We start from the raw sequence: 26,212 nt of genomic DNA, 5'->3' as shown, positions 1-26,212 counted from the left end.
ACCCGCCCCGAGGCCCTCTTTCGCACAGCGGCCCCCACCCCTCATCCTGACTCGTGAGGGGAGGGGGAGCACATGGGGGAACACACGCGGGACAGCACCAAAGTGACGCGACGGGCCGGGCTGAGAACCGTGGCGGCTGCCGCGATCGCGTTACCCCTGGTCGGATCGGTACGGGCCGCGGCCTCCCGGCACGAGGACGCGCCGCTGGAGGTCATGACGTTCAACCTCCGCTTCGCGAGCACCTCCGAGCCCAACAGCTGGACGGTCCGCCGCCCGGTGATGCGGACGCTCCTGCGGCGGGCGGCCCCGCACGTGATCGGCACCCAGGAGGGCGTCTACCAGCAGCTGCGGGACCTCGCCTCCGACCTCGGCCCGCACTACGACTGGATCGGCACCGGCCGCGTCCGGGGCAGCCACGACGAGTCCATGGCGGTCTTCTTCGACACGCGCCGCCTCGCCCCGGTCGAGTACGACCACTTCTGGCTCTCCGACACCCCGGAGGCCATCGGCTCCAACACCTGGGGCGGGGCCCACGCCCGCATGGCCACCTGGGTCCGCTTCCGCGATCTGCGCGCCGACGGACAGCAGTTCTACGTCCTCAACACGCACCTCGACAACGCGAGCGCGTACGCACGCAGGCGCGGCGCCGCTCTGATCGCCGAACGGATCACGGGGTTCGACCGCTCCCTGCCCGTCGTGGTGACCGGCGACTTCAACGTCCCCGCCCACGGGGACCAGGTCTACGACACGCTGCTCGGCGCCGGTCTCGTCGACACCTGGGACACGGCCGAGGAGCGCGGCCCGGCGTACGGGACGTTCCACGCGTACAAGCCGCTGACTCCCGAGGGCAGCCGCATCGACTGGATCCTGGCAACGCGCGGGGTGACCGCGCACCGGGCGTGGGTCGACACCTACTCCCGCGAGGGTCAGTTCCCGAGCGACCACCTGCCGGTGCGGGCCTCGCTCAGTCTGGCGTGAGGCCCGACATGGACGAGGCCCCCGTGACCGGCGCGGTCACGAGGGCCTCGTACAGCCTGGCGGTGATCAGCCCTTGCGGGTGTTGATCTCCTCGGTGAGCTGCGGGACGACGTCGAAGAGGTCGCCGACGACGCCGTAGTCGACCAGGTCGAAGATCGGGGCCTCGGCGTCCTTGTTGATCGCGACGATCGTCTTGGACGTCTGCATGCCCGCGCGGTGCTGGATCGCGCCGGAGATGCCGGAGGCGATGTACAGCTGCGGCGAGACGGACTTGCCGGTCTGGCCGACCTGGTTGGTGTGCGGGTACCAGCCGGCGTCCACGGCGGCACGCGAGGCACCGACGGCCGCGCCGAGCGAGTCGGCGAGGGACTCGATGATCGAGAAGTTCTCGGCACCGTTGACGCCACGGCCGCCGGAGACCACGATCGCGGCCTCGGTCAGCTCCGGACGGCCCGTCGACTCACGCGGCGTACGGCCGGTGACCTTGGTGCCGGTGGCGAGCTCGCCGAAGGACACGGACAGGGCCTCGACCGCGCCGGCGGCCGGAGCGGCCTCCACGGCGGCGCTGTTGGGCTTGACCGTGATGACCGGGGTGCCCTTGATGACACGGGACTTGGTGGTGAAGGACGCGGCGAACACCGACTGGGTGGCCACCGGACCCTCGTCGCCGGCCTCCAGGTCGACGGCGTCGGTGATGATGCCGGAGCCGATGCGCAGCGCCAGACGGGCGGCGATCTCCTTGCCCTCGGCAGAGGACGGCACCAGTACCGCGGCCGGGGAGACGGCCTCGTAGGCGGCCTGCAGCGCGTCCACCTTCGGTACGACCAGGTAGTCGGCGTACTCGGACGCCTCGTGGGTCAGCACCTTCACAGCGCCGTGCTCGGTGAGCGCGGTGGCGGTGTTCTCGGCACCGGCGCCGAGGGCGACGGCGACGGGCTCGCCGATGCGGCGGGCGAGCGTCAGCAGCTCCAGGGTGGGCTTGCGGACGGCACCGTCCACGTGGTCGACGTAAACGAGGACTTCAGCCATGGGATTGCTCTCCTGCGTACGAAACTTGAGGGGCGGTCAGCGGGGCCTGTCCGACGGATCAGGTCGCGGGAAAACTACGGCGACTGATCAGCCGAGGTGAGCGGGGTCTGGCGCGTGCAGTTGCAAGGCGGAGGAGGGAGTCGACGCGGAGCGTCGGCGACCGATGACAACGCGGCAGATGTGCGTGCCGGACCCCGCGTCTGCGGCTTGATCCGCCGGACAGGGCCTAGGGGCTCAGATGAACTTCTGGCCCGCGAGGAACTCAGCGAGCTGCTTGCCGCCCTCGCCCTCGTCCTTGACGATCGTGCCGGCCGTGCGGGCCGGGCGCTCGGCCGCGGTGTCGACCTTGGTGCGGGCGCCGTCGAGGCCGACCTCCTCGGCGTCGATCTCGAGGTCCTCCAGGTCCCAGGACTCCACCGGCTTCTTCTTGGCGGCCATGATGCCCTTGAAGGACGGGTAACGCGCCTCACCCGACTGGTCGGTGACGGACACGACGGCCGGCAGGGAGGCCTCCAGCTGCTCCGAGGCGGCGTCGCCGTCACGGCGGCCCTTGACCGTGCCGTCCTCGACGGAGACCTCGGACAGCAGGGTCACCTGCGGCACGCCCAGGCGCTCGGCGACCAGCGCGGGCAGGACGCCCATGGTGCCGTCGGTGGAGGCCATGCCGGAGACGACCAGGTCGTAGCCGGCCTTCTCGATCGCCTTGGCCAGCACCAGGGAGGTGCCGATGGCGTCGGTGCCGTGCAGGTCGTCGTCCTCGACGTGGATCGCCTTGTCGGCGCCCATGGACAGCGCCTTGCGCAGGGCGTCCTTGGCGTCCTCGGGACCCACGGTGAGGACGGTGATCTCCACGTCGTCGTCGGAGTTCTCGGAGATCTGCAGCGCCTGCTCGACCGCGTACTCGTCGAGCTCGGAGAGCAGACCGTCCACGTCGTCCCGGTCGACGGTCAGGTCATCGGCGAAGTGCCGGTCGCCAGTGGCGTCGGGCACGTACTTCACAGTGACAACGATCCTCAAGCTCACGCCGGCTCTCCTACTGCATCGTCTTGTTTCGGCTGCCTGCTTGCAGGCAGCATAGGCGCCTCAAGCGGCCGATCCCGGTCGGGGCGACCCGCGCTCCGACACGAAATATTACTCGCCAGTACACCTAGTTCGTTCCCGCTAAGCAAGCGCTTTGAACTGTGACCTTTGCAACGCAGCGTAACCGGAACTCGACCGGCGCGCAGGAGAGCGGACGCGTGATCAATCCCGCAGCGCGGTGAATCGGCCCTGGTGGTACAGAAGCGGACGACCCGCGCCCGTGGGATCGCCGAGGACGACCTCGGCCAGTACGACGCGATGGTCCCCGGCGGGCACCCGCGAGACGACCCGGCACACCAGCCAGGCCAGGACGTCGTCAAGGACCGGCACACCCTCCGGGCCCTCGCTCCAGGCGGTGGGAGCGCCGAAGCGGTCGGCACCGCTCCTGGCGAACGTGGCGGCCAGTTCCCGCTGGTGCTCACCGAGCACGTGCACGCCGACATGGTCGGCCCCCGATATCGCCGGCCAACTGGAGGCACCCGTACTGATGCCGAACGAGATCACCGGGGGCTCGGCCGACACGGAGGTGAGCGAGGTGGCGGTGAAGCCGACGGGGCCGTTCTCGCCGCGCGCGGTGATCACGGCGACTCCGGCCGCGTGCCGCCGGAAGGCGGAGCGCAGGAGGTCGGGAGAGGCGAGCTGAAAGGTTCCCAGGCCGGGCGTGGCCGTCATGGAGTTGTCCTTCTGCGTGAGGAGGCGTCGGGGTCCGTGGCTGCTCAGCAGCCCGGACAGCTCCCGGTCGCGCGGCGGACGGAGGGCGCCTGGCGACCGCGGACCCGCCCGGGGAGAAGGAGTTCCGTAGGCATACGGCCAGGCTGATGACCGATGGCCCGTGCAGTCAAGTTCGTCCCGGCATCTGGGAGATGCCTCACGGTCACTGCCACGGACCTCACACCGCCTCCCCGAGCGCCGCGATCACATCGGCCTTGCGGGGCTGGCCGGTGGCGCGCCGCACCACCCGGCCGTCGCCGTCCAGGACCAGCACGGTGGGCGTCTTGAGGATCTCGAGTTCACGGACGAGGTCGAGGTGCGCCTCGGCGTCGATCTCGACGTGGGTGACACCCGGAACGAGGTCGGCCACCTCGCCGAGGATCCGTCGGGTGGCCCGGCAGGGCGCGCAGAAGGCGCTGGAGAACTGCACGAGCGTGGCACGCTCCCCCAGTTCGCCGCCCCACGCGGCGGCCTGCAGTCGCTTTCCGTCGTCGCGCCCGCGCACCTTCACCCTCCCGCTCCGTCGCCGATGCAGCACTCCGAAGGCGCTCGCCGCCGCGAGCACCGCCACGCACACCACGAGTCCGGTCATCATCGGGTCAGCATTCACGAGACTGCAAAGATTCCCGACTCCCCGAACAGTTTCAGCCACGCGATGCTTGATCCATGGACATCGATACGAGGGGGCCGCGCTTCGGCGCGGCCGTGACGACCGTGGTCCTCGCGGCCGTGCTGATCACCGGGAGCGCCTGGCTTCTCGCCTGGCAGACGCTGGCGTTCGCGCTCGGCGCCGCGGGCGGGGTGGGTCGTTCGCCGTACGGCTGGCTCTTCAAGAAGGTGGTACGTCCCCGGATCGGGCCGCCGACCGAGTTCGAGGCGCCCGAACCGCCGCGTTTCGCGCAGGCGGTGGGGCTTGTCTTCGCGGGCGTGGGCCTCGTGGGCTTCGCGGTGGGGCCCGAGTGGCTGGGACTCGCCGCCACCGGGGCGGCGTTGGCGGCCGCTTTCCTGAACGCCGCGTTCGGGTACTGCCTGGGGTGCGAGATGTACCTGCTCGTCCGGCGAGCAACGGTACGCGCGGAGTAAAGAGGGCCCCAAACCCCGAGGTGGATCAAGGGGCGACGTGACGAGGATCTCGCGCCGCGCGGGCACCAGGACTGGCTACCCGGCCGTTCTTCGGGCACGATCTGCGAGATGCCGTAAACCTACGGCTGCGTAACTTTCTCGCCGGGAACCGTCCCCCGGCGGAGAGAAGGAAGGGTCCACCTCCGCCCATGGCAGAACTCGTCTACCGCCCCGTCGTCGGTCTCGCCGTCACGTTGTTCAAGGCGTGGGACCTCAAGATCGACTGCAGGGGATCGGAGAACATCCCGCGCTCGGGCGGCGCCGTGCTGGTGAGCAATCACATCAGCTACCTGGACTTCATCTTCAACGGCCTGGCGGCGCTCCCGCAGAAACGTCTCGTTCGCTTCATGGCGAAGGAGTCCGTCTTCCGGCACAAGATCTCGGGTCCGCTGATGCGCGGGATGAAGCACATCCCCGTGGACCGCAACCAGGGCGAGACGGCCTACCAGCACGCGCTCGACTCGCTGCGCTCCGGCGAGATCGTGGGGGTCTTCCCGGAGGCCACGATCTCGCAGTCGTTCACCCTGAAGAGCTTCAAGTCAGGTGCCGTGCGGATGGCCCAGGAGGCGGGCGTCCCGCTGATCCCCATGGCGGTGTGGGGCACCCAGCGGCTGTGGACCAAGGGGCACCCGCGTAACTTCAAGCGCAGTCACACCCCGGTCACCATCCGGGTCGGTGAGGCGATCGAGGCCTCCAAGGACAAGTACGCGGGCGCACTCACCCGGCAGTTGCGCGAGCGCGTCCAGGAGTTGCTGGAGGCCGCCCAGCGCGCCTACCCGGTGCGCCCCAAGGACGCCAACGACACGTGGTGGATGCCGGCCCACCTGGGCGGCACGGCGCCGACGCCGGAACAGGTCCGCGCGGCCGAGGCACGCTGACCCGCGTCACCCTGGGGGTTCACCTCCAGTCAGAGGGGTTCGCGCCCGGGCGTCGGCTGCGCCAGTCCAGGCGGTCCGTCTCAATGAGGACGCGCTCGACGACCTCCTGACGCGATGGCGAGACCAGGCCGCGCGGTATCCGCAAGCCCTCCGCGCGGTCCACGGCGAGTCGGTACAGCTCGTCCGCCGCGCGGTCGGTCGCCTCCGGGGACGAGCCCCAGCGGCCCGCGAAGCCCGCCGCCGGGATGCCGCCGAGGGCGCCCCGGCGGTCGCTGTCGACCAGCCGTCGCTCATGGGCGGCCCCAGGCGGACGACCGCTGCTTCGCCCGCGTCCCGGCGCCACCGCAGCACCGAGACGTCCTCCAGCGCCACCGTGCGCCTGGCGGGCACGTCCCGTGCGAGCTCCAGTCAGGCCGGCCCCGCCTCTCGGACGTCGCGAGCGTGGAAGTCATCCTCAGGAGGCGGGCTCCCGGATCTCGATACGTGCTCCGGGGCTGAACTTCTCCAGCAGTTCGGCGAGTTCGCCGGCGGCCGTCCGGAGGTCGGCGACCGGCATCGGCGCCATGCCCTCAAGAAGGAAGACGGCCGAGACGCTCTCCTCGGTGAGCCGGGTGCGCGGGCCCTGTCGCCAGTTCCAGCGCCGACAGGTCACGCCCGCCTCGTCGCACCACACCACCTCGCCCGCGTCGGGGTGTTCGACGACCTCCTCGCCGCCGGCGACGGTCACGAAGTCCTCGTCACCGACCGCGCGCACGAGTCGCATGCCGCCCTGAATACGGTCGATGTCCTCGCCGCCGACGGGGACCAGGTGGGCCACACTGATGGCGTTGTACAGGTCGACGAGGAGGTTGATGCGGGGCAGCCCGCCCTCCGACAGGGCCCGCTTGGCCAGCGCCTCGGCCGAGTTGCGTGTACGGGACGGCTTCGCGCCGAACGCCGTGTAGGCCTCGCGCCAGGCGGCCATGTGCGGGTCCTCGTGCGGGGCGCGCCCGTCCAGGCGTACGGCGAGCCGTTGGGCGGCGTCGTCGAGGAGCGCGGAACCGGCGTCGGTGCTGGGTCCGTTGACGAGTCCGTGCGCCTCGACGGCGACGTGTGTGAAGCCGGGGGCGAGGGCGCGCACCTCGTCGGACACGGTCAGGGGGAGGGTCATCGTCTGCCTCAGAGTGCGGTGGGGAGGGTCTGCCATAGGTACGGCCGGTCAGGGGCGGCCTTGAGGACGCTCAGGACGGCCGGGTGAGGTTCATTGTACAAGACTGGATAGTCCATCTCATTGGACTCCGGGTCGGGTGCGAAGGCCAACCGTTCACCTTCCAGTGAGAACTGGGCGTCCACCCCCGGCTTGTTGCCCCGCGGGTCCTGCCGATGCCAGGCCCCGTTGAACCGCACGGCGACCAGCCCGTGCACCACCTCGAGCCTCTGGTAGCACAGCGCGGTCGGGATGTCCTCGGCCCGCAGCAGGGCGGCGAGCGCGTGCGCCTTGGCGTAGCAGATGCCAGTGCCCTGCTCCAGCACGTCGGAGGCGCGCCAGGTGACGCGCGGGTCGTCGACATCCTGGGAGTGCGGGATGGTGTCCCGCACGAACTCGAACGCCAGCCGCGCATAGGCATACGAGTCGTCAGCATCCTTCGCGAGCCGGGCGGCCGTGGCCCGCACGTGCGGATGATCGTGGTCGATGACGTCGTCAGCGGCCAAGTAGGCCGAAAGGTCCGGGGTTTGCTGGATCAGCTCCATGCCCGCAGAGCATAGAAATGCGATCACCCTAGAGTCAATGACTTTTCGAGAGACCGCATATCTATGCATGAACTTCCACGGGCGGGCGCTACCGGGCCATCTCCTCCTTGAGCGCCGCGACGAAGGCGTCCACGTCGTCCTCCGTCGTGTCGAAGGCGCACATCCAGCGCACGACACCCGCGGCCTCGTCCCAGAAGTAGAACCGGAACCGCTTCTGCAGGCGGAGGCTCACGTCGTGCGGGAGGCGGGCGAAGACGCCGTTGGCCTGCACCGGGTAGAGGATCTCCACGCCGTGCACCGCGCGCACGCCCTCGGCCAGCCGCTGGGCCATCTCGTTGGAGTGGCGGGCGTTGCGCAGCCACAGGTCCTTGGCGAGCAGGGCCTCCAGCTGCACCGACACGAAGCGCATCTTGGAGGCGAGCTGCATGGACAGCTTGCGCAGGTGCTTCATGTGGCTGACGGCGTCCTGGTTGATGACGACGACGGCCTCGCCCAGCAGCGCGCCGTTCTTCGTCCCGCCCAGGGAGAGGATGTCGACCCCGACGGCGTTGGTGAACGTCCTCATGGGGACGTTCAGCGAGGCCGCCGCGTTGGCTATCCGGGAGCCGTCGAGGTGGACCTTCATGCCGTGCGCGTGGGCGTGCTCGCAGATGGCGCGGATCTCGTCGGGCGTGTAGAGGGTGCCCAGCTCGGTGCTCTGGGTGATGGAGACGACCTGTGGCATGGCACGGTGTTCGTCCTCCCAGCCCCAGGCCTGCCGGTCGATCAGTTCGGGGGTGAGCTTGCCGTCCGGGGTGGGCACGGTGAGCAGCTTCAGGCCGCCCATGCGCTCGGGGGCGCCGCCCTCGTCGACGTTGACGTGTGCGCTCTCGGCGCAGATCACCGCGCCCCAGCGGTCGGTGACCGCCTGGAGCGCGACGACGTTGGCGCCGGTCCCGTTGAAGACCGGGAACGCCTCCGCCGTGGATCCGAAGTGGCTGCGGATGATCCGCTGGAGGTTCTCGGTGTAGTCGTCCTCGCCGTACGCGACCTGGTGCCCGCCGTTGGCCAGGGCCAGGGCGGCGAGCACCTCCGGGTGGACCCCGGCGTAGTTGTCACTGGCGAAACCGCGGACCTCCGGGTCGTGATGACGACGCGCGTCGGTCTTCGGGGGGTTCACGGCTTCTCGGTCAGCCACAGACGGTTTCCGTTCACTTCGGCGGCGGGCTTCTCCCAGACTTCGGCGATGGCCTCGGCCAGGTCGTTGACGTCCGTGAAGCCCGCGAACTTCGCGTTGGGGCGCTCCGCGCGCATCGCGTCGTGCACCAGCGCCTTCACCACCAGGATGGCAGCCGCGGACGTCGGCCCCTCGGCGCCTCCGGCCTTGCGGAACGCGTCGGCCAGCGCCAGCGTCCAGGCCTCGGCGGCGGCCTTGGCCGCGGCGTACGAGGCGTTGCCCGCGGTCGGATTCGTCGCGCCGGCGGCGCTGATCAGCACGTACCGCCCGCGGTCGCTGTGCTGCAGCGCGTCGTAGAAGGCCAGCGACGTGTGCTGGACGGTGCGGATGAGCAGCAGTTCGAGGAAGTCCCAGTCGTCCAGACTGGTCTTGATGAACGTCTCACTGCCGCGCCAGCCGCCGACGAGGTGGACGAGACCGTCGACACGGCCGAAGTCCCTCTCGATGTGCGCGGCCCAGTCGCGGGTGGACTGCAGGTCGAGCAGGTCGACCGGTTCGCCCGTGACGCTGGCGCCGCCGGAGGCGTAACGGGCCGCGTCCACGGCCTCCGCGAGCCGCTCGGGGTCGTTGTCCGCCCCGACGACGGTCGCCCCGGCCTCGGCCAGGCGCAGCAGCGCGGCCCGGCCCGCCGGTCCGCCCGCGCCCGCCACCGCGATCACCGCACCGCTGAGAGCCCCGTTCCCCACCATGTTCCTCGCCTCCTGAGCAGTGTTCTCGGTTCCGCGGTCGCTCACGCGGCGACCCGCTCGGCGCTGTCCGCGGTGATGCCCCTGGTAGAGGCGATCACGTTCTTCAGCTTCTTCGACAGTGCCTCATAGAACATGCTCAGCGGAAACTCGTCCGGAAGCACGTCATCGACGAGCTTGCGCGGCGGCTGGCTCAGGTCCAGCGCGTCCGGGCCCTTGGCCCACGTGGAGCCGGGGTGCGGGGCGAGGTAGGTGGAGACCAGCTCGTACCCGGCGAACCAGTGGACGAGCTTGGGGCGGTCGATGCCGTCGCGGTAGAGCTTCTCGATCTCGGCGCACAGCTCGTTGGTGACCTGCGGGGCCCGCTGCCAGTCGATGAACAGCTTGTTGTCGGTCCAGCGCAACACGTCGTGCTTGTGCAGGTATGCGAAGAGGAGCTGGCCGCCGAGGCCGTCGTAGTTGCGCACGCGCTCGCCGGTGACCGGGAAGCGGAACATACGGTCGAAGAGCACCGCGTACTGCACGTCACGGGCCTGCGGGACGCCGTCGGCCTCCAGCTTCACGGCCTCCCTGAAGGCGGTGAGATCGCAGCGCAGTTCCTCCAGGCCGTACATCCAGAACGGCTGGCGCTGCTTGATCATGAACGGGTCGAACGGCAGGTCGCCGTGGCTGTGGGTGCGGTCGTGGACCATGTCCCACAGGACGAAGGCCTCCTCGCAGCGCTTCTGGTCGTGGACCATGGCGGCGATGTCCTCGGGCAGCTCCATGCCCAGGATGTCGACGGCGGCGTCGGTGACGCGGCGGAAGCGGGCAGCCTCCCGGTCGCAGAAGATGCCGCCCCAGGTGAAGCGCTCGGGGGCCTCTCGCACGGCGATGGTCTCGGGGAACAGGACGGCGGAGTTGGTGTCGTAGCCGGCCGTGAAGTCCTCGAAGCTGATGCCGCAGAACAGCGGGTTGTCGTAGCGGGTGCGCTCCAGCTCGGCCAGCCATTCGGGCCAGACCATGCGCAGCACGACCGCCTCGAGGTTGCGGTCGGGGTTGCCGTTCTGCGTGTACATCGGGAAGACGACCAGGTGCTGCAGGCCGTCCCGGCGGTCGGCGGCGGGCTGGAAGGCCAGCAGGGAGTCGAGGAAGTCGGGCACCCGGAAGCCGCCGTCGGCCCAGCGGTGCAGGTCCTTCACGAGCGCCGCGTGGTACTCGGCGTCGTGCGGGAGCAGCGGGGACAGCTCCTCGACGGCGTGCACGACACGCCGGACGGCGAGCTCGGCGTCCGCCGGGTCGGGGGCGCCCTCGGCCTCGAAGTCGATCGACCCGTCCTTCGACTGCCATGGCCGGATCTGCTCCACGGCATCCTTGAGCACGGGCCACGCAGGGTGCTCAACGACCCTGGTCGTGGGAGGAACCTGTTCCTCCGAACCCACCCGCACAAGAATTTCCGTCATGTCCCATCCTCCACAGGAGAACCTAGCGTCAAGACACCGTATGCATACGAGGTTCCTTTCAGCAAGGGCAGGCCCGGGAAATTATCCTGCTCCGCCCCCATCTTCACCGCACTTTTTCCTGTCCGCCATCGCGGCGGCGGTTTAATCCGCTGATGGTCAACAAGGGCGGGACTCGCCCGCCCCCGAGTGACGGCTACGACTGGTACCGGCCAGGCCCGCTCCGGACGCCACACGGATGCCCCGCGCAGGCACGGGTTCATCACGGGGCGCGGCCGTTAGGCTGCGGCTCTGTCGCGCGAACGGTGCCGTCCGCTCAGGCCCGGTCCCCGCGCGCGCCGAGCCGCCGTCGACGGAAAGCGAGTCGAACCTTGAATCTCCTTACCATCGGTCACCGCGGAGTCATGGGTGTCGAGCCCGAGAACACCCTCCGTTCGTTCGTCGCCGCCCAGCAGGCCGGCCTCGACGCCATCGAACTCGATCTGCACCTGAGCAAGGACGGCGCCCTCGTCGTCATGCACGACACCGAGGTGGACCGCACGACCGACGGCACGGGGCCGATCGCCGAGAAAACCCTCTCCGAGCTGCGCGCCCTGGACGCGGGTCACGGCGAGCGCGTCCCGGTCTTCGAGGAGGTGTTGGACGCGGTGCGGGCGCCGCTGCAGGCCGAGATCAAGGACGTGCAGGCGGCCCGGGCGCTGGCAGATGTCATGATCGGGCGGGACCTGGTCGGCCGCGTCGAGGTGTCCTCCTTCCACGACGAGGCGATCGCCGAGATCGCCCGCCTGGTGCCCGGGGTACGCACGGCACTGATCGGCAGCCGTTTCGGCACCGACATCGTGGACCGGGCCGTGGCGGTCGGCGCCGCGACCGTCTGCCTCAACATCCGCCGGCTCACCCTGGAGGTCGTCGAGAAGGCACGCAAGGCGGACCTGAGGATCATCGGCTGGGTGGTGAACACGCAGGACCACCTGCGGCTCGTACGGGCCCTGGAGCTGGACGGCGCGACGACCGACTACCCGGAGATCAAGCGCACGGGCCGCTTCACCGCGTGATGCTCACACGAGTTCCTTGACCAGCAGCTCGAACTGCAGGTCGTCGCGCTGTGGAATGCCGAAACGCTCGTCGCCGTACGGGAACGGGGTCATCCGTCCCGTACGGCGGTAACCGCGCCGCTCGTACCAGGCGATGAGGTCGTCGCGCACCGAGATCACGGTCATGTGCATCTGCGTGACGCCCCAGCTCTCGCGGGCCTGCCGCTCCGCCTCCGTGATGATCACCTTGCCGAGGCCGGCACCCTGCAGGGCGGGGCTGACCGCGAACATGCCGAAATAGGCGTGGGTACCGCGGTGTTCGAGCTGGCAGCAGGCGATGACCCTGCCCTCCCGCTCGACCGTCAAGAGCCGGCTGTCGGGCGACTTGACGACGGCCAGCACCCCTTCGGGGTCCGTCCGCTGACCGTCCAGGATGTCCGCCTCGGTCGTCCACCCCGCCCGGCTGGTGTCGCCCCGGTACGCCGACTCGATCAACGCGACCAGCGCGTCCACGTCGGCATCGGTGGCGTCCCGGAACGTCAGTCCGGCGTCGGCGGTATCGGCGCTCTCAGCGGTCTCGGCGGTCCCCATGGGCGAATCTCCGGTTCTCGGGCACGTCTCGGGCACGTCCCTGGCACCGACGAGGGTAGCGCCACCACTACGCTCCGGGTGCATGGTGCATGTACTGAGCAGCCGGACCTTGATCCGTCCCGCCGACCCCGAGCGGTCCCGTGTGTTCTACGGCGAGCAGTTGGGCCTCGCCGTCCACCGCGAGTTCGGGACGGGAGCGGATCGGGGCACCGTCTACTTCCTCGGCGGAGGTTTCCTCGAGATCTCGGGCCGCTCGCAGACGCCGCCGTCCCCGGCGGTGCGGCTGTGGCTCCAGGTCGCGGACGCGGACGCGGCCCACGACGAGCTGCGGGCCAAGGGGGTCGAGATCCTCCGGCCGCCGGTGAAGGAGCCGTGGGGGTTGGTCGAGATGTGGATCGCGGACCCGGACGGGACGCGGATCGTGCTGGTGGAGATCCCGGCCGACCATCCGTTGCGGTACCGGCCGGGAATCTGAGACCGGCGAACTCACCCCGCCCGATGCTCCCAGCCCCGGTCCGTGTGCGTCAGTTCCCTGAAGCCGGCGTCGGTCAGCCGGTCGATCGCCGGGGCGTCGGCCGCGGACTCGTAGGCGAGGAGGCGGTCCGCGGAGCACAGGCGGAGCCAGTCGGCGGCGTGGGAGAGCAGGTGTCGCTCCCAGTCCCGGCCATGGTGGGCCGGGTCGACGTGGAGGTTGCCGAGGTCGGCGAGACCGGCGGCGCGGGTCTGGCGTTCGGGGCGGGCCAGGGCCGTGTCGACCTCGACGAAGCCGACGGCCCGGTCGTCGTCGTACGCCGTGAAGCGCGTGCCGCACTCCCCCAGCGTGCGCTCGACCACGACACCCGGCCGGGGCTCCGGCACCGGCAGATCGGCGACCCGGGCGATGAGCAGCACCTCCGTGTCCCCGGTGTGCCGGAAACCGGCCCGTTCGTAGACGGTGCGGATGTGCGGCCACGGCCGGGGCAGCCCGTACACGCCGGGCGCCGGCAGTGCCCCGTCGGCGTACCGGACGCGTACCCGCCAGCGGGCCAGCCGGGCCAGGCAGGCGCTCATCAGCAGGTCGGCCGCTCGTTCGGAGTCCGGCCCGAACGAAGCGGGCGGCCGGTACACGAACCAGTCGATCGCCCCCGCGTCCCGGTAGTCCGCGCCCACGTCGCCGTCGGCGCGGTAGCGGAGCAGGTGGGCAGCGGCGACGACATGGCCGCGCTGTTCGGCGACGAGCGTCGCCCGCTCGCTCACCCACGGGTCGACGATGAACTCGCCGGGCTGCCGCTCCAGGTCGCTGAGCACGGTGTTCACGGAGACGGAGACGCCGGGGACGACCGCGGCGACATGCAGGTTGACCAGTTCGGTGAGCTGGTCGCGGTCGTCGCGGCGGAAGGGGCGCACCTCGGGCATGCGGGACCTCCGGTCGAAGAACGTTGTCAGGAGGCCGCCACGCGATGCGGTACGGCGCCGAGCGTACGTCGGTGGCGGCACCGCGCGCGAGAGGGTTTCCGGATGGCCGCCGCCGCAGGCCGGGGCAGGGGCGTGTTCCGAACGTCCCGTCGTCCGCCCGAAGGGCGGGCCCTGCGGCGTCCGGTGCGTGCGATCGCACGGCGGAGGGTCCTTCCGGAGGGGAGGGGAGGGAGGTCCTGACAGAAGTAGGCGGCCTGCCCGCATGCTGGGCGTAGGCAGGCGATCCCGACAACACGGCGCGCGCGTGCCGGGCGCCGCAGGGCAGCCGGGACTTTCACAACACGCTCTGACGTGCTGAAGGGGTCATCGACGCCACGACGGCCACCGCTGAGGGCGCGGGCGGCACCGCCCTCGCGGAGCCCAACTCGGTGACCGACGGGCCCGGGATCGCGGTGCTGCGGGATCCGCAGGGGGCGGTGTTCGGCGTGTACCGGGCCGGCGACGAGGGCTGAGTCGACTGGCCGGGCCCGGGAGACCGGGGTGCTCCCGGCCCTGCTTCGGTCAGGCGCGCAGGCCGCCCAGGCGCCCTTCCAGCTGGCCCAGCAAGTCGCCCAGCAGTCCTGCGAGTTCGTGGTGCCGGTCCGGGTCGAGGCCGGACAGTACGGCGGTCTCGTAGGCGAGCTGCTCGGGCAGGATCGCGTCGACGAGGTCGCGTCCGGCGTCGGTGAGGCGGACGTGGGCGACGCGGCGGTCGCGGGTGTCGCCGCGGCGCTCCACCAGTCCGCGCTCGGTGAGCTGCTTGAGGCGCTTGGTGACGGCGGCCCCGGAGGAGAAGGTCTCGCGGGCCAGTTCGCCGGGCGTCAGCTCGTGCCCGGTGCGGCGCAGGGCGCCGAGCAGGTCGAACTCGGGGCGGGTGAGGCCGGCCCGGCGCAGCGGGGCGTCCTCGGCCTGCTGGAGCAGGGCGGCGCAGCGGTTGACGCGGCCGATGATCTCCATGGGCCCGGTGTCGAGGCCGGGGTGGACGGTCTGCCACTGCCGGACGACGGCGGCGACGGTGTCGTGTCCGGTCGTCGTGTCCGCCTTCGGTGCCGTCATGGCCGTACACCCTCCGTCGTCGTGTTCGTCCGCCGGTCCGGGAGCAGTCCCTGGCGGCGTACCGTCGCGGCGAGCGTACGGTGTCCGGAGCGCTCGGCCGCCACGACCCCCTCCTGGGGCAGGGCACGCTGCCACCACTCCCCCGAGGCCGCGTCGGCCGTGGCGCGCAGGTCGACGAGTGCGGCGGCGAGGCCGCGGCGGGCGGAGTCCAGGGCGCCGGGCGCGGGCTGCCGCTCCGCCAGCAGCCGGGCGGCGTGCTCGCGGGCCCGCTCCACGGCGGTCAACGCCTGTTCGAGGCGGTCGCCCGCACGCCGGTTGGTGACGGCGACGGCGGCGACGAAGCCGACCAGGGCGCCGACGAGGGTGTCCACGAGCCGCTCGGTGATCAGTTGCCCGGAGTCCTGGAACCGGGCGAACTCGGTGACGAGCAGCGCCATGGGGGTCACGCAGACGGTGCCGAGCCAGTAGTTGCGGCTGATCAGGGCCTCGGCGCCGAAGTTGAAGGCGAGGCAGCACAGGACGAGCGCCGTCTGGTGGAGGTGGGCGAGCGGGACCACGGCGGCGAAGACGAGGACGCCGACGAGGTTGCCGACGACTCGCTGGACGGCCCGGCTCCAGGTCAGGGCGAGGTTGGCCTGGTAGAGGGAAGCCGCGGTGACCAGCGCCCAGTAGGGGTGGCCGACGCCGAGCGCGAGGGAGGCGTATCCCGCAAGGGCACAGCCGAGGGCGGTGCGCAGGGCGATCGGGGTGAGCGGGCCGAGCCGCCTCCACAACGGACGGGCCGGGACCCCGAGTTCGGCGTCCACTCCGAGGAGTTCGTCCGCCTCACCCGGCACCTCCTCCACCCTCGGGACGCGGCCCGTGCCCCGCAACTCCCGCGCCCACGCGCGCAACCGCGCCGGGTCCGAGTCCGCGGGCGCGGCGAGCGCGACCTCGGCCCGGACGACGAGGCGTTCGAGGGCGCGGCGGGTGGCGGTGTGCGCGCCGGTCGACAGCAGCGACTGCCAGGCGGCCTGCACGGCGGCGGCCGCGGCGGCCCGGGCCTTGGCGTGGCCGTCGCCCTCACCGGTGCCGCGCGCCTGCCCGTACGCGGCGGTCGCGTCCAGGGCGTGTGCGGTGGCGCGGCGCTCGGGGCCGTGCGGGCGCAGGAGCCCGGGTGCCATGCCGATGAGCCAGGCCCAGACACCGGTGGCGAGCGCCAGTGCCACGTGGGCGGGGACCTGGTCGAGGGTCTGCGGTGCGAACAGCGCTGCGGAGGTGACGAAGGTCAGGACCACGTTGCCCGGCGGGCCGACGCGGGTGGCGTCGCACAGCGTCTTCTGCGCGGCGGCCAGGAGCGCGCCGACGGTGACGAGCACGACGGCGTTCCCGGTGAGCGCGGCCGCGACCAAGGCGACGGCGAGGCCCGCGGTCATGCCGAGCACCACCCACGCCAGGGCGCGGGCCCGGGCGGCGTACGGGCGTTGGTGGGCGTACAGCGCGCACAGGGATCCGGCCATCGTGTACATCGCCAGGTCGAGCCGCCCGAGCGCGAGCAGGATCAGGTTCGCCGGCGCCACCGCGGCGACGACGCTCAGGGCCGGCTTGAACCAGATGTCGGAGGGCCGGCCGAGGCGCAGCACGCCGGCGAGCGGGAGACGTCGGGAGGGTGCACTGCTCATGCGTCTCACGTTAGCAGGTGTTTTACTCGTGAAACATCGAGTCAGTGCCTCCCTCTCACCTGCCGTGCTCCGCCCAACGCTCCCCGTGTACATCCATGCGCTCGAGTGCGCGCCGCGTGACCCGGGCATCGCCTTCGGTGACCGACCGTGGAGCGGGGAGGTGCGCGTGCCCGGACCGGCTTCGCCCGGCTGGCTGCTGGTCGCGCTGTGCGCGGCGACCGGCGTGTACTGCCTGCTGCGCATGCGCAGCAGTGTCGAGGAACAGCGCCGGGCCGCGGGCGGCGAGGCGCTGATGGGCTTCGGTATGGCCGTGATGTCCGTACCCGGGACGGCGTTCACGCCTCCGTCGTGGACCTGGCCCGTCTACGCGGCCGTGTTCGGCGGCGCCGCGCTGCGAGCCCTGTGGGCGGCGCGGGCAGGCCCCCACCATCTGCATCACCTGGTGGGCGCGGCGGCCATGGTCTACATGGCAGTCGTGATGGCGGGCTCCCCCGCGTCGGGGCACGGCCACGGTCACGGCGGCGCCGGAGTGCCACTGCTGACCGGCGTGTTGCTGCTGTACTTCGCCGGGTACGTCCTGCTCTCCGGCGTCCGGCTGCTGCCCGTGGCGGCCGTGGCCGGGGGCGGCGCGACGGCCGGCTGGGGCGACCGGCCGGAGCTGGCACGGGCATGCAGACTGTCGATGGGGATCGGGATGCTGGCGATGCTGTTGACGCTGTAGCGACCGACCTTGTGACGTGACCGCCCCGGCCAGAAACGTGGGCTGCGTCACTTTGCCGTGACAAGCCGTACCCGCCCGTAGCCCGCCGCTCATAGGGTGCTGACCATGATGGTCCCCGCGCTCCTGCTGATGCTCGGCGCCCTGACCGCCGTCGTCGCCCCCCGCCTGCTCGCCCGGGCCGACTGGCCGGACCGTGAACCGGTGGTGGCGCTGTGGGTCTGGCAGTGCGCGGTGGCGGCGGTGCTGCTGTGCTGCGCGCTGTCGATGACGCTGAGCGCGGCGGCGGCCTGGCAGGCGGTGCGCGGCCATGTGTTCGCCTCGGCGCCGCAAGGGGTCGTGGAGGCCTACGCGTTCGGCGCGACCGGCCCCTGGGCGGCGGCCACAGCAGTGGCGCTCGCGTGCGGCGGGGTGTGGAGCGCGGCGATGCTGCTCCGTGAGATCGTCCGGGCGCGGGCCCGGCGTCGGCAGCAACGGGACGAAGTGCTGCTGCGTGCCCCGCTGTTGCCGGGTGAGGAGCCCGGTACCGGTCGGCTGGTCGTGTTGGAGGGCGAGCGGCCGGACGCCTGGTGGCTGTCCGGTGCGGCGCCCCGACTCGTCGTCACCACGGCCGCGTTGCGCCGCCTGAAGGGCCGCCAGCTGGACGCCGTCGTCGCCCACGAGCAGGGGCACGCGCAGGCCCGGCACGACTGGCTGTTGCACTGCTCGGCCGCCCTGGCCACCGGCTTCCCGCAGGTTCCGGTGTTCGCCGCGTTCCGTGACGAGATGCACCGCCTGGTCGAACTCGCCGCCGACGACATGGCCTCCCGCCGCTTCGGCCGGGTGACGACCGCGTTGGCGCTGGTGGAACTCAACGAGGGCCGGGGTGTGTTCGGGCCGGGCCCCGCCTCGCACGCCCACGTCCCGCAGCGGGTGAACCGGCTGCTCGCCGCCCCGGACCGGCTCACCGCGGCCCGGCGGCTGCGGCTGACGGCGGCCGCGTCGCTGGTCCCGGTGGTCCCGGTGCTGGTGGCGTTCGTGCCGGGGCTGCGGGCGCTGGGCTGAGGGGCCGGAGTGCAGGGAACCTGAGGTTCCCGCGCCCGGAGTTGGCCTCTCGGCCCCCCGTTCGGCGAGGATCGAAGCATGCACTCCCCGACCGTCGACTCCCCGCCCCGCCCGCCCGCCCCCCGCACCGCCGTCCGCTCGGCGATCGTGCTGGCGGTCTGTTCGGTACTGCTGCTCATCCTGGTCGCGGCCGAGTGGCACCCCCTGATCTCCACCGACGGCGACATCTCCCGCACGACCCACCGCTGGGCGGTCGACGATCCGGACACCACCCGGGCGTTCCGTATCCTGACCGACTGGGTCTGGGATCCGGTGACGATGCGTATTCTCATCGCGGTCGTCGCGGTGTGGCTGATGTGGCGTCGGCGGGACTGGTGGACGGGCGTCTGGCTGCTGGTCACGGCCGCGCTGGGCACGCTGATCCAGCAGGGGCTCAAGGCCGCCGTCGACCGCCCTCGCCCGGTCTGGCCCGACCCCGTCGACTCCGCCCACTACGCGGCCTACCCCTCAGGACACGCCCTGACCGCCACGGTGGTGTGCGGCCTCCTCGTCTGGCTGCTCCACCGCCACGGCGCCGCCCGCGCCCTGTGGGTCACGGCCCTGGCCGTCGCGATCGTCTCCGTGATCGGCGTGGGCCTGACCCGCGTGTGGCTGGGCGTGCACTGGCCCTCGGACGTCGTCGGCGGCTGGCTGCTGGGGGCGATGCTGGTGGCCGCGGCGGTGGTGGCCCACACTCGCTGGCGCCCGCCGAACACCGACGCCCAGCTCCCCCATCGCCGGCGCGGAGGCCGGGATCACCCTGGCGTGTGAGGGGTACTTCGTCCGCGTGTGCCGCGGCGGCGGTTTCCCTGCGTGGTGGGAGGTGACTCCCTAGGATCACCCCCATGACCGCCGTATTGTTCGATTTCTCCGGAACCCTCTTCCGCGTCGAGTCCACCGAGTCCTGGCTGCGTGCCACGCTGGCCGAGGCGGCGATCGTGCTCCCCGCGGGGGAGTTGGCCGAGACGGCGCGGGCGCTGGAACTCGCGGGCGCGCTGCCGGGTGGGGCGAACCCGGCGCGGCTGCCCGCGGACCTCGCCGGTCTCTGGGAGATCCGGGACCAGAGCGCGGAGCTGCACCGCGCCGCGTACACGGGCCTCTCCCGGCAAGTACCGCTGCCCGACCCCGGATTGCACGACACGCTCTACGACCGCCACATGAGGCCGACCGCCTGGTCCCCGTACCCCGACGCCGTAGAGGTGCTGCGCACGTTGCGCGAGCGCGGGATCGGTGTCGGCGTGGTCAGCAACATCGGCTGGGACCTGCGCCCGGTCTTCCGCGAGCACGGCCTCGACGCCTACGTCGACACATACGTGCTGTCCTACGAGCACGGCATCCGCAAGCCCGACACGCGCCTGTTCGCGGCCGCGTGCACGGCCCTCGACGTCGACCCGCGTGAGGTGCTCATGGTCGGCGACGACCGGCGGGCGGACGGGGGCGCGGCGGCTCTGGGATGCGGGGTTCACTTCGTGGACCATCTGCCGGTCGCACAGCGGCCGGACGGGCTGCGGCCGGTGCTGGACCTGGTCGGACGACCCGTCGGAGGGCAGGCCTGACCGTCCTGGACGATCCCCCGCGTCGCCCAGGACGGACGGCAACCCGGCCCCCCGCACAGAGGGGTGGACCGGGACGCACTGAGTATAGTTGGCTGGCAGCCAGTCAACACAGGAGTTCCAGGATGTCCCCGCGCAGCGCCTCGGTCAATGAAGAATTGCGACGGCGTTCCCGCGAGCGGCTGCTCCAGGCCGCCGTCGAACTGGTCAGCGAGCGCGGCTACGACGCGACCACGCTCGGTGACATCGCGGACCGGGCGGGTTCGGCGCGCGGACTGGTGTCGTACTACTTTCCCGGCAAGCGTCAGCTCGTCCAGTCGGCCGTGCACCGTCTGATGCACCGCACGCTGGAGGAGGCGCTGGAGCGGGAACCGCGCACCGAGGACGGCCGGGAGCGGATGGCGCGGGCCATCGACGCGATCCTGGGGCTGGCCCGGGACCGGACGGTGCTGATGCGCCAGCACATGGCGGGGCTGCTGCAGGCCGAGGGATTCGTGCAGTGCCCGGAGCAGCAGCGCCTCGCCGAGCTGCTGCGGGACACCGTCGTCCGGCACGGTTCACAGGACGTCGACAACGACTATCCGATGCTGCGCAGCCTGCTCATGGGCTCCGTATTCGCGATGGTGCTGCCGAACGCGCCCATGCCGATCACGACGCTGCGCGCCGAGCTGTTCGCGCGCTACCGCCTCGACCGGGATCTCGGCGCCCCGCCGGAGACCCGGGCGGTCTCCGACGAGGCGTGCGAGAGGGATCTGTCGCGGTTCTTCGCGACGGGCCGCGAACCGGACCCTCAGTCGAAGTAGTCCGGCTGGGTTTGCACATTGAGCTCGCGCAGCCGGATCTTCTGCGCGGGGTCCGTGCGGCGGTCACGGATCTTCAGCACGTCGAAACCCTTGGCCATGTCGTTCGAGTAGACGTAGCCGTTGTAGTAGTACGCCGACCAGGAGCCGCCGCCCGTGAGCCGGTCGGTGGACAGCGGGCCCCGCTCGAAGTAGGCGATCTCCTTCGGACGGGTGGAGTCGGTGAAGTCCCAGACGGAGACGCCGCCCTGGTACCAGGCCTGCACGACGATGTCCCTGCCCTTGACCGGGATCAGTGAGGCGTTGTGGGCCACGCAGTTCTCGGTGTCCGCCTGATGGCGGGGGATCTTGAAGTAGCTGCGGAAGACGAGCTTGCGGTGGTCGCCCCGGCCGACGATGTCGTAGATCCCGTCGGCGCCCCGGGTGGGGCCCGTCGCCTCGTTGCAGGTCGCCGCACCGCCGCCGCCGAGCTCGTCGACGAACACCACCTTGTCGGCCTTCCGGTTGAAGGTCGCCGAGTGCCAGAACGAGAAGTTGACGTTGTCCTGCACCCGGTCGATGACCTTCGGGTGCTCGGGGTCCTTGAGGGAGAACAGGATGCCGTCGCCCATGCACGCGCCCGCGGCGAGGTCCTTCGAGGGCAGGACCGTGATGTCGTGGCAGCCGGTGGTCTTGGAGACACCGGGGTTGGTGGGCCCACCGGGGTTGCCGCCGCCGTCGGGGCCTTCGCCCGGGAAGAGCACCGGGAAGCCGACGACCGCGGCCTTCTCGGGCGCCTTGCGCGGCACCTTGATGACCGAGATGCCGTCGTGCGGCGGTTGGCAGTCGGGGTAGGCGGCGCTGGGCGCGTACGAGGAGACGTAGATGTAGACGTTCTTTCGCTCGGGCACCAGGGTGTGGGTGTGCGAGCCGCAGGCGGTCTCGACGGCGGCGACGTACTTCGGGTTGGTCTTGTCGCTGATGTCGAAGACCTTCATGCCCTCCCACGAGGACTTCTCGGTCGCGGGCTGCGAGGTGCTGTTGCAACTGCTGTCGCTGCGGGAGGAGTCGGTGGAAAGGAACAGCAGGTCGCCGGAGACGGAGATGTCGTTCTGTGCTCCCGGGCAGAGCACCTGGGAGACCGTCCGCGGTGCCTTCGGGTTGCTGATGTCGAAGATGCGGAAGCCGTCGTAGTTGCCGGCGAAGGCGTATGCGCCCTGGAAGGCCAGGTCGGAATTGGTGCCGGGCAGGGCGTCCTTGGGGATGTTGGCGAGGTGCTCGACGTTGGCGGAGTGGACGATCTCGTCCTGACCGGGTAACTCGTCGTCCACCGTCGCCCCCGCCGGGCCCGCACTGAGCAGGGCGGCCAGGAGTCCCGCCGCCGCGGCGACGACTCCCAGGGATCTGTGCCGCGTTCGGGGGTGGTTCAACAGGGTCACTGTGTCCTCCCTAATAGCCGCTCGTCCGGGAGCGGCTCACGGTCCTCCGAAGTATCGTCTTGGTCATGCACAGATCAACAGAGGGCCTGGCGTCCGATACGCCTCGAGCAAGCACGAGATGCCCTCAACCCGCCTTTCCCAGGAGGTCGTTGTGCTCTTACGCCGTGCGTCACGCGCCGCCCTCAGCACGGTCTCGCTCGTCGCGCTGACCGCTTTCGGGCTCACGTCCTGCGATTCCGGTCCGGACGCCACGCCGGACACCCGGAGCGGGCCCTCGGTCCTCGTGCCCGGCGGCCCGGGCGAGGCGAACCACACACTGTCCGCCAAGGAAGCCGCAGGCCGGCGCGTGGACGACGACACCCCGAACGCGACGGACCGCGCATACGCACGCCGGATGATCGAGCATCACGCCCAGGCCCTGGAAATGACCGAACTCGCTCCGGATCACGCCGAATCGGGAAGTGTGCGCCGGCTCGCCGCGCGGATCGCCGCCGCGCAAGGACCGGAGATCGAGGTCATGAAGAGCTGGCTCAAAACCAACGGAGCCGAGGCCGACGCGGGCGGTGGCGGCCACGAGCACGCCTCGATGCCCGGGATGGCGACCGCGGCACAGCTGGAGAAGTTGCGCGCGGCCCGTGGGAAGGCGTTCGACCAGCTCTTCCTCTCCTTGATGATCAGCCATCACGAGGGGGCGATCACCATGGCCGTCGAGGTCAAGGCGGAGGGCAACAACCTCCGGATCGGGGAGATGGCCGACAACGTGGTCGCGGAGCAGACGAGCGAGATCACCCGGATGCAGGCGATGATCGGCTGATCACATTCCGCACGAAACCGGTATGCACGCGCGCGTGCCGCGCGGCACCCTGCCGACGGGGCACCGGTGGTGCAATGCTGGACGCAAGAGCGATCTCCTCTGCTTCCTCGGGGCCCCGGGCCCCTCGAGAAAAGGGGTTCCGCCGTGCTGCGTGTCGCCGTCGTCGGCTCCGGGCCGAGCGGGGTCTACACCGCCCAGAGCCTCGTGGAGCACGACTCCGGGGTGCTCGTCGACGTCCTGGACCGGCTGCCGTGCCCGTACGGACTGGTCCGCTACGGCGTGGCGCCGGACCACGAGAAGATCAAGTCGCTGCAGAACAACCTGCGCGCGGTTCTGGAGCATGAGCGGGTGCGGTTCCTCGGCGGCGTCCGCATCGGCGCCGGCGGAGTGCCGGCCGACCGGCTGCGGGAGCTGTACCACGCGGTCGTGTACTGCGTCGGCGCCGCGACCGACCGGCACCTGGGGATCCCCGGCGAGGACCTGCCGGGCAGCTTCTCGGCGACGGAGTTCGTGTCCTGGTACAGCGCGCACCCGGACGCCGTGGCCGGCCGTTTCGTACTGGAGGCGCGCTCGGCCGTGGTCATCGGCGTGGGCAACGTCGCGGTCGACGTCACCCGCATGCTGGCCCGGGGCGCGACGGAGCTGAGCCCCACCGACATGCCGCAGGCGGCGCTCACCGCGCTGGCCGCGAGCCGGGTGACCGAGATCCAGATGGCGGGTCGGCGCGGCCCCTCCCAGGCCCGCTTCACCACCAAGGAGCTACGTGAGCTGGGCGCGTTGCCGGACACCGACGTGATCGTGGACCCGGCGGAGCTGGCCCTCGACCCGGCGTACACCGACCCCTCCGGCCTGCCCGCTCCCCAGCGCCGCAATGTGGAGGTGCTGCGCGGGTGGGCGGAACGGCCCCGGACGGGTGCCCCGCGGCGGATCCGGCTGCGGTTCTTCCTGCGCCCGGTCGCACTGCTCGCCGCAGGCGGCCGGGTGGGCGTGGTGCGCTTCGAGCGGACGGCGCCGGACGGACAGGGCGGGGTGACGGGCACGGGCCGGTACGAGGAGGTCGAGGCGCAGCTGGTGCTGCGTTCGGTGGGCTATCGCGGGGTTCCGCTGGAGGGGCTGCCGTTCGACGCGGGGCGCGGGATCGTGCCGAACCAGGCCGGGCGGGTGCTGCGCGAGGGCGTCGTGGCGCCGGGTGAGTACGTGGCGGGCTGGATCAAGCGGGGCCCGACGGGCGTGATCGGCACCAACCGGCCGTGCGCCAAGGAGACGGTGATGTCGCTGCTGGCGGACGCCCCAGCGCTCGTACGCGAGGAGCTGCCGGGAGATCCGGTGGCGGTGCTGCGCGCGGAGGGGATCGAGCCCGTCGAGTGGGCGGGTTGGCTGGCCATCGAGCGGGCCGAGGCGGAGCTCGGGGCCTCGCTCGGGCGTGGCGTGGTCAAGCTGCCGGACTGGGAGTCGCTGCTGGCGGCGGCGCGGGGAGCGGTGTCGTAGCGAAATCGGCGGCCGTTTCCGCTCGCGTTCGACGACCGGCGTCCCCTGCCGACCGGCTGGACCGGGCTGACCGGGCTGACCGGGCTGACCGCCGATCAGCCCGCCTGCGCCGAGTCCTCGGCCGGGCGCCGGTAGACGCCGTCGTGGCGGTGCAGGTGGTGCAGGTCGACCAGGTGGCGGCACAGGGTCACGTGGTCGACCTGCCCCGCCCTTCCCGGGCGGGTGTTCCCAGCGGGGCGGGCGGCAGGACCCCCGCGCACCCGCTCCCTGGCGATGGCCTTGTCGAGCGGCGCCCCGGCGAACGCGCCCAGCGCGAGTGAGCCGATGGTCAGCGCCAGCTACCCCTCCGCCCGCTGACCCGCTCGCGAATCTCCGCGTGCGGCCGCGCGGGCCGCACGCGGTTGGTGAGCGGTCAACTCTACGTGCACGCAGCACCGTTGAGCGTGAACGCGCCCGGTGCATCGCTGTTGCCGGTGTGGTCGGCCTGATAGCCGATGGTGACGCTCGCGTTCGGCGCGATCGTGCCGTTGTACGTCACGTTGGTGGCCGTCACCACGCCGGAGGCCGGGCTGTAGGTGGCGCCCCAGCCGTTGGTGATCGTCTGGCCGGAGGGCAGGGTGAAGCCCAGCTTCCAGCCGTTGATCGCGGTGGTGCCCGTGTTGGTGAGGGTCACGGATCCGGTCAGTCCGGTGCTCCAGGGGCTGGTGGACGCCGTCACCTTGCAGCCGCCGGGCTGCGGCTGGGGCGCGGGGCCGGTGCTGTCGAGGCCGAAGAACTTGAGGGCCCGGGCGCCCATTCCGTTGCTGTACAGGTTGTGGCCGACGCCCTGGAGGCTGATGGCTTCGACGGGGGCCTGGTCACCTGTGCCGCCGTAGCGGGTGCGGGTCCAGCCGGACTGGGGCGTGTCGGTGGCGGCCGGGGTCTGGCTGACGCCCTGCACGTTGGTCCACTGCTTGATCTCCTCCCCGAAGTTCGGATACCGCAGGACGTCGTCCTGCGTGCCGTGCCACACCTGCATCCGCGGCCGGGGGCCGGTGTAGCCGGGGTAGGCGTTGCGCACCAGGTTGCCCCACTCCTGGGGGGTGTGGGTGATGCTGCCGCCGGAGCACTCGCTGTTCCACTCGGAGCCGTTCGTGGTGGCGAAGCAGCCGAACGGTACGCCCGAGAAGGCGGCGCCCGCCGCGAACACGTCCGGGTAGTCGCCGAGCAGGACGTTGGTCATCATCGCGCCGGAGGAGATGCCCGTGACGAAGATCCGGCTGGTGTCGGCGGAGTAGGTGCGAATGGTCCAGTCGATCATCGACTTGATGCCCACGGGGTCGCTGCCGCCGCCGCGCTTGAGCGCCTGGGGCGAGGAGACGTCGAAGCACTTGCTGCTGCGGGTGACGGACGGATAGACCACGATGAACCCGTAGCGGTCGGCCAGTTGGGCGTACTCGGTGCCGTTGTACATCGCGGGGCCGGAGCCCGTGCAGTAGTGCACAGCCACGAGGACCGCCGGGCGCGCCGTGACGCTCGCCGGCACGTACAGGTACATCTGGAGGTTGCTGGGATTCGTACCGAAGTCGGTCACCTCGGTGAGCGTCGCGGCGGGGACCGCGGCGGAGGCCTCGGTGCGGGCCGAGGCGGTGGGTGCGGCGAGGACGGTGGCTGCGAGTAACGGCACCAGTGCGGCGAGGAGCGCCATGAGCA

28 protein-coding genes and 1 pseudogene are annotated in these 26,212 nt (G+C 71.3%); 13 read left to right on the top strand and 16 right to left on the bottom strand.

All coding sequences use genetic code 11. The features are described 5' to 3' along the window. The first annotated feature begins 72 nt into the window (after nucleotides 1-72). Nucleotides 73-978, top strand: a complete 906-nt coding sequence (locus AC067M_RS12320) for an endonuclease/exonuclease/phosphatase family protein (RefSeq protein ID WP_478696947.1) — start codon at nucleotides 73-75, stop codon at nucleotides 976-978. 66 nt (nucleotides 979-1,044) lie between these two features. Here the strand turns inward: AC067M_RS12320 and AC067M_RS12315 are convergent, their stop codons facing one another. From AC067M_RS12315 to AC067M_RS12300, 4 genes are all read right to left on the bottom strand, one after another. Beyond that, on the bottom strand, nucleotides 1,045-2,007 hold the full coding sequence (locus AC067M_RS12315) for an electron transfer flavoprotein subunit alpha/FixB family protein (protein ID WP_478696946.1): 963 nt from the start codon (nucleotides 2,005-2,007) through the stop codon (nucleotides 1,045-1,047). A 234-nt stretch (nucleotides 2,008-2,241) separates the two neighbouring features. Beyond that, nucleotides 2,242-3,030, bottom strand: a complete 789-nt coding sequence (locus AC067M_RS12310; protein WP_478696945.1) for an electron transfer flavoprotein subunit beta/FixA family protein — start codon at nucleotides 3,028-3,030, stop codon at nucleotides 2,242-2,244. Between the two features lie 219 nt (nucleotides 3,031-3,249). Then, nucleotides 3,250-3,759, bottom strand: coding sequence for a flavin reductase family protein (locus AC067M_RS12305; protein ID WP_478696944.1), 510 nt, complete (start codon nucleotides 3,757-3,759; stop codon nucleotides 3,250-3,252). 217 nt (nucleotides 3,760-3,976) lie between these two features. Continuing rightward, nucleotides 3,977-4,390, bottom strand: a complete 414-nt coding sequence (locus AC067M_RS12300) for a TlpA family protein disulfide reductase (protein WP_478697110.1) — start codon at nucleotides 4,388-4,390, stop codon at nucleotides 3,977-3,979. A gap of 74 nt (nucleotides 4,391-4,464) precedes the next feature. Between AC067M_RS12300 and AC067M_RS12295 the strand changes: the two genes are divergently transcribed. Continuing rightward, nucleotides 4,465-4,881 (top strand): DUF4395 domain-containing protein, encoded by a 417-nt coding sequence (locus AC067M_RS12295; RefSeq protein ID WP_478696943.1) that lies wholly within the window; start codon nucleotides 4,465-4,467, stop codon nucleotides 4,879-4,881. 188 nt (nucleotides 4,882-5,069) lie between these two features. Next, nucleotides 5,070-5,798, top strand: a complete 729-nt coding sequence (locus tag AC067M_RS12290; protein ID WP_478696942.1) for a lysophospholipid acyltransferase family protein — start codon at nucleotides 5,070-5,072, stop codon at nucleotides 5,796-5,798. A gap of 19 nt (nucleotides 5,799-5,817) precedes the next feature. Here AC067M_RS12290 and AC067M_RS12285 read toward each other — a convergent pair whose 3' ends face one another. From AC067M_RS12285 to AC067M_RS12260, 6 genes are all read right to left on the bottom strand, one after another. After that, on the bottom strand, nucleotides 5,818-6,141 hold the full coding sequence (locus AC067M_RS12285) for a hypothetical protein (RefSeq protein WP_478696941.1): 324 nt from the start codon (nucleotides 6,139-6,141) through the stop codon (nucleotides 5,818-5,820). 111 nt (nucleotides 6,142-6,252) lie between these two features. Continuing rightward, nucleotides 6,253-6,948: a B3/B4 domain-containing protein gene (locus AC067M_RS12280; protein WP_478696940.1), complete on the bottom strand. Its 696-nt coding sequence runs from the start codon at nucleotides 6,946-6,948 to the stop codon at nucleotides 6,253-6,255. A gap of 8 nt (nucleotides 6,949-6,956) precedes the next feature. Continuing rightward, the gene (locus AC067M_RS12275; protein WP_478696939.1) at nucleotides 6,957-7,529 is read right to left on the bottom strand and encodes a transglutaminase domain-containing protein; all 573 of its coding nucleotides are present in this window, start codon (nucleotides 7,527-7,529) and stop codon (nucleotides 6,957-6,959) included. A gap of 88 nt (nucleotides 7,530-7,617) precedes the next feature. Beyond that, nucleotides 7,618-8,688, bottom strand: coding sequence for a threonine aldolase family protein (locus AC067M_RS12270; protein WP_478696938.1), 1,071 nt, complete (start codon nucleotides 8,686-8,688; stop codon nucleotides 7,618-7,620). Further along, nucleotides 8,685-9,434: an SDR family NAD(P)-dependent oxidoreductase gene (locus AC067M_RS12265; RefSeq protein WP_478696937.1), complete on the bottom strand. Its 750-nt coding sequence runs from the start codon at nucleotides 9,432-9,434 to the stop codon at nucleotides 8,685-8,687. The genes AC067M_RS12270 and AC067M_RS12265 overlap by 4 nt, the downstream gene beginning before the upstream one ends. A gap of 41 nt (nucleotides 9,435-9,475) precedes the next feature. Next, nucleotides 9,476-10,873, bottom strand: coding sequence for a DUF6421 family protein (locus AC067M_RS12260; protein WP_478696936.1), 1,398 nt, complete (start codon nucleotides 10,871-10,873; stop codon nucleotides 9,476-9,478). A gap of 368 nt (nucleotides 10,874-11,241) precedes the next feature. Here AC067M_RS12260 and AC067M_RS12255 point away from each other — a divergent pair, with 368 nt between their 5' ends. Beyond that, the gene (locus AC067M_RS12255; RefSeq protein WP_478696935.1) at nucleotides 11,242-11,925 is read left to right on the top strand and encodes a glycerophosphodiester phosphodiesterase; all 684 of its coding nucleotides are present in this window, start codon (nucleotides 11,242-11,244) and stop codon (nucleotides 11,923-11,925) included. 3 nt (nucleotides 11,926-11,928) lie between these two features. On the opposite strand, the gene AC067M_RS12250 is transcribed toward AC067M_RS12255, so the two are convergent. Further along, the gene (locus tag AC067M_RS12250; protein ID WP_478696934.1) at nucleotides 11,929-12,495 is read right to left on the bottom strand and encodes a GNAT family N-acetyltransferase; all 567 of its coding nucleotides are present in this window, start codon (nucleotides 12,493-12,495) and stop codon (nucleotides 11,929-11,931) included. Nucleotides 12,496-12,577: 82 nt separating this feature from the next. On the opposite strand from AC067M_RS12250, the gene AC067M_RS12245 reads away from it, so the two are divergent. Next, entirely contained in the window at nucleotides 12,578-12,970 is a 393-nt protein-coding gene (locus AC067M_RS12245; RefSeq protein WP_478696933.1) for a VOC family protein, read from the top strand. A gap of 11 nt (nucleotides 12,971-12,981) precedes the next feature. On the opposite strand, the gene AC067M_RS12240 is transcribed toward AC067M_RS12245, so the two are convergent. Beyond that, a complete protein-coding gene (locus AC067M_RS12240; RefSeq protein ID WP_478696932.1) occupies nucleotides 12,982-13,890 on the bottom strand; it encodes a GNAT family N-acetyltransferase in 909 nt (302 codons plus the stop codon). A gap of 386 nt (nucleotides 13,891-14,276) precedes the next feature. Between AC067M_RS12240 and AC067M_RS12235 the strand changes: the two are divergent. Then, nucleotides 14,277-14,402: pseudogene (locus AC067M_RS12235) on the top strand (VOC family protein); the annotation flags it as partial. Nucleotides 14,403-14,451: 49 nt separating this feature from the next. Here the strand turns inward: AC067M_RS12235 and AC067M_RS12230 are convergent. Both AC067M_RS12230 and AC067M_RS12225 read right to left on the bottom strand, forming a co-directional pair. Beyond that, nucleotides 14,452-14,985 carry a MarR family winged helix-turn-helix transcriptional regulator gene (locus AC067M_RS12230; RefSeq protein ID WP_478696931.1) on the bottom strand — a complete coding sequence of 178 codons (534 nt, stop codon included), beginning with the start codon at nucleotides 14,983-14,985 and terminating at the stop codon, nucleotides 14,452-14,454. Further along, entirely contained in the window at nucleotides 14,982-16,646 is a 1,665-nt protein-coding gene (locus tag AC067M_RS12225) for an FUSC family protein (protein ID WP_478696930.1), read from the bottom strand. The genes AC067M_RS12230 and AC067M_RS12225 overlap by 4 nt, the downstream gene beginning before the upstream one ends. Before the next feature lie 166 nt (nucleotides 16,647-16,812). Here AC067M_RS12225 and AC067M_RS12220 point away from each other — a divergent pair, with 166 nt between their 5' ends. From AC067M_RS12220 to AC067M_RS12200, 5 genes are all read left to right on the top strand, one after another. Next, on the top strand, nucleotides 16,813-17,367 hold the full coding sequence (locus AC067M_RS12220) for a DUF5134 domain-containing protein (protein ID WP_478696929.1): 555 nt from the start codon (nucleotides 16,813-16,815) through the stop codon (nucleotides 17,365-17,367). A gap of 105 nt (nucleotides 17,368-17,472) precedes the next feature. Beyond that, nucleotides 17,473-18,408, top strand: coding sequence for a M56 family metallopeptidase (locus tag AC067M_RS12215; RefSeq protein ID WP_478696928.1), 936 nt, complete (start codon nucleotides 17,473-17,475; stop codon nucleotides 18,406-18,408). 78 nt (nucleotides 18,409-18,486) lie between these two features. Next, nucleotides 18,487-19,218, top strand: a complete 732-nt coding sequence (locus AC067M_RS12210) for a phosphatase PAP2 family protein (RefSeq protein WP_478696927.1) — start codon at nucleotides 18,487-18,489, stop codon at nucleotides 19,216-19,218. A 74-nt stretch (nucleotides 19,219-19,292) separates the two neighbouring features. After that, a complete protein-coding gene (locus AC067M_RS12205; RefSeq protein ID WP_478696926.1) occupies nucleotides 19,293-20,003 on the top strand; it encodes an HAD family hydrolase in 711 nt (236 codons plus the stop codon). Nucleotides 20,004-20,125: 122 nt separating this feature from the next. Beyond that, nucleotides 20,126-20,803 carry a TetR/AcrR family transcriptional regulator gene (locus tag AC067M_RS12200; protein WP_478696925.1) on the top strand — a complete coding sequence of 226 codons (678 nt, stop codon included), beginning with the start codon at nucleotides 20,126-20,128 and terminating at the stop codon, nucleotides 20,801-20,803. On the opposite strand, the gene AC067M_RS12195 is transcribed toward AC067M_RS12200, so the two are convergent. After that, nucleotides 20,791-22,218 carry an LVIVD repeat-containing protein gene (locus AC067M_RS12195; RefSeq protein WP_478696924.1) on the bottom strand — a complete coding sequence of 476 codons (1,428 nt, stop codon included), beginning with the start codon at nucleotides 22,216-22,218 and terminating at the stop codon, nucleotides 20,791-20,793. The two genes, AC067M_RS12200 and AC067M_RS12195, sit on opposite strands and share 13 nt — an antisense overlap. A 151-nt stretch (nucleotides 22,219-22,369) precedes the next feature. Between AC067M_RS12195 and AC067M_RS12190 the strand changes: the two genes are divergently transcribed. Next, nucleotides 22,370-23,032, top strand: a complete 663-nt coding sequence (locus AC067M_RS12190; protein ID WP_478696923.1) for a DUF305 domain-containing protein — start codon at nucleotides 22,370-22,372, stop codon at nucleotides 23,030-23,032. 144 nt (nucleotides 23,033-23,176) lie between these two features. Then, complete coding sequence (locus AC067M_RS12185) at nucleotides 23,177-24,520, top strand: FAD-dependent oxidoreductase (protein WP_478696922.1); 1,344 nt, start codon at nucleotides 23,177-23,179, stop codon at nucleotides 24,518-24,520. Nucleotides 24,521-24,938: 418 nt separating this feature from the next. Here the strand turns inward: AC067M_RS12185 and AC067M_RS12180 are convergent, their stop codons facing one another. Next, on the bottom strand, nucleotides 24,939-26,207 hold the full coding sequence (locus AC067M_RS12180) for an extracellular catalytic domain type 1 short-chain-length polyhydroxyalkanoate depolymerase (RefSeq protein ID WP_478697109.1): 1,269 nt from the start codon (nucleotides 26,205-26,207) through the stop codon (nucleotides 24,939-24,941). Nucleotides 26,208-26,212: the final 5 nt, after the last annotated feature.

It is taken from the genome of Streptomyces sp. NPDC043427 (genome assembly GCF_056436655.1).
Note: the sequence above shows the minus strand (reverse complement) of the source record. Positions and strands in the feature narration are given on the sequence as shown.

Excerpts from the sequence above, each read along its gene's own strand:
- AC067M_RS12320 (WP_478696947.1), top strand. The coding sequence starts at position 73 with ATGGGGGAACACACGCGGGACAGCACCAAAGTGACGCGACGGGCCGGG.
- AC067M_RS12315 (WP_478696946.1), bottom strand. The coding sequence starts at position 2,007 with ATGGCTGAAGTCCTCGTTTACGTCGACCACGTGGACGGTGCCGTCCGC.
- AC067M_RS12305 (WP_478696944.1), bottom strand. The coding sequence starts at position 3,759 with ATGACGGCCACGCCCGGCCTGGGAACCTTTCAGCTCGCCTCTCCCGAC.
- AC067M_RS12300 (WP_478697110.1), bottom strand. The coding sequence starts at position 4,390 with ATGACCGGACTCGTGGTGTGCGTGGCGGTGCTCGCGGCGGCGAGCGCC.
- AC067M_RS12295 (WP_478696943.1), top strand. The coding sequence starts at position 4,465 with ATGGACATCGATACGAGGGGGCCGCGCTTCGGCGCGGCCGTGACGACC.
- AC067M_RS12290 (WP_478696942.1), top strand. The coding sequence starts at position 5,070 with ATGGCAGAACTCGTCTACCGCCCCGTCGTCGGTCTCGCCGTCACGTTG.
- AC067M_RS12280 (WP_478696940.1), bottom strand. The coding sequence starts at position 6,948 with ATGACCCTCCCCCTGACCGTGTCCGACGAGGTGCGCGCCCTCGCCCCC.
- AC067M_RS12275 (WP_478696939.1), bottom strand. The coding sequence starts at position 7,529 with ATGGAGCTGATCCAGCAAACCCCGGACCTTTCGGCCTACTTGGCCGCT.
- AC067M_RS12265 (WP_478696937.1), bottom strand. The coding sequence starts at position 9,434 with ATGGTGGGGAACGGGGCTCTCAGCGGTGCGGTGATCGCGGTGGCGGGC.
- AC067M_RS12260 (WP_478696936.1), bottom strand. The coding sequence starts at position 10,873 with ATGACGGAAATTCTTGTGCGGGTGGGTTCGGAGGAACAGGTTCCTCCC.
- AC067M_RS12250 (WP_478696934.1), bottom strand. The coding sequence starts at position 12,495 with ATGGGGACCGCCGAGACCGCTGAGAGCGCCGATACCGCCGACGCCGGA.
- AC067M_RS12245 (WP_478696933.1), top strand. The coding sequence starts at position 12,578 with ATGGTGCATGTACTGAGCAGCCGGACCTTGATCCGTCCCGCCGACCCC.
- AC067M_RS12240 (WP_478696932.1), bottom strand. The coding sequence starts at position 13,890 with ATGCCCGAGGTGCGCCCCTTCCGCCGCGACGACCGCGACCAGCTCACC.
- AC067M_RS12230 (WP_478696931.1), bottom strand. The coding sequence starts at position 14,985 with ATGACGGCACCGAAGGCGGACACGACGACCGGACACGACACCGTCGCC.
- AC067M_RS12225 (WP_478696930.1), bottom strand. The coding sequence starts at position 16,646 with ATGAGCAGTGCACCCTCCCGACGTCTCCCGCTCGCCGGCGTGCTGCGC.
- AC067M_RS12215 (WP_478696928.1), top strand. The coding sequence starts at position 17,473 with ATGATGGTCCCCGCGCTCCTGCTGATGCTCGGCGCCCTGACCGCCGTC.
- AC067M_RS12210 (WP_478696927.1), top strand. The coding sequence starts at position 18,487 with ATGCACTCCCCGACCGTCGACTCCCCGCCCCGCCCGCCCGCCCCCCGC.
- AC067M_RS12205 (WP_478696926.1), top strand. The coding sequence starts at position 19,293 with ATGACCGCCGTATTGTTCGATTTCTCCGGAACCCTCTTCCGCGTCGAG.
- AC067M_RS12200 (WP_478696925.1), top strand. The coding sequence starts at position 20,126 with ATGTCCCCGCGCAGCGCCTCGGTCAATGAAGAATTGCGACGGCGTTCC.
- AC067M_RS12180 (WP_478697109.1), bottom strand. The coding sequence starts at position 26,207 with ATGGCGCTCCTCGCCGCACTGGTGCCGTTACTCGCAGCCACCGTCCTC.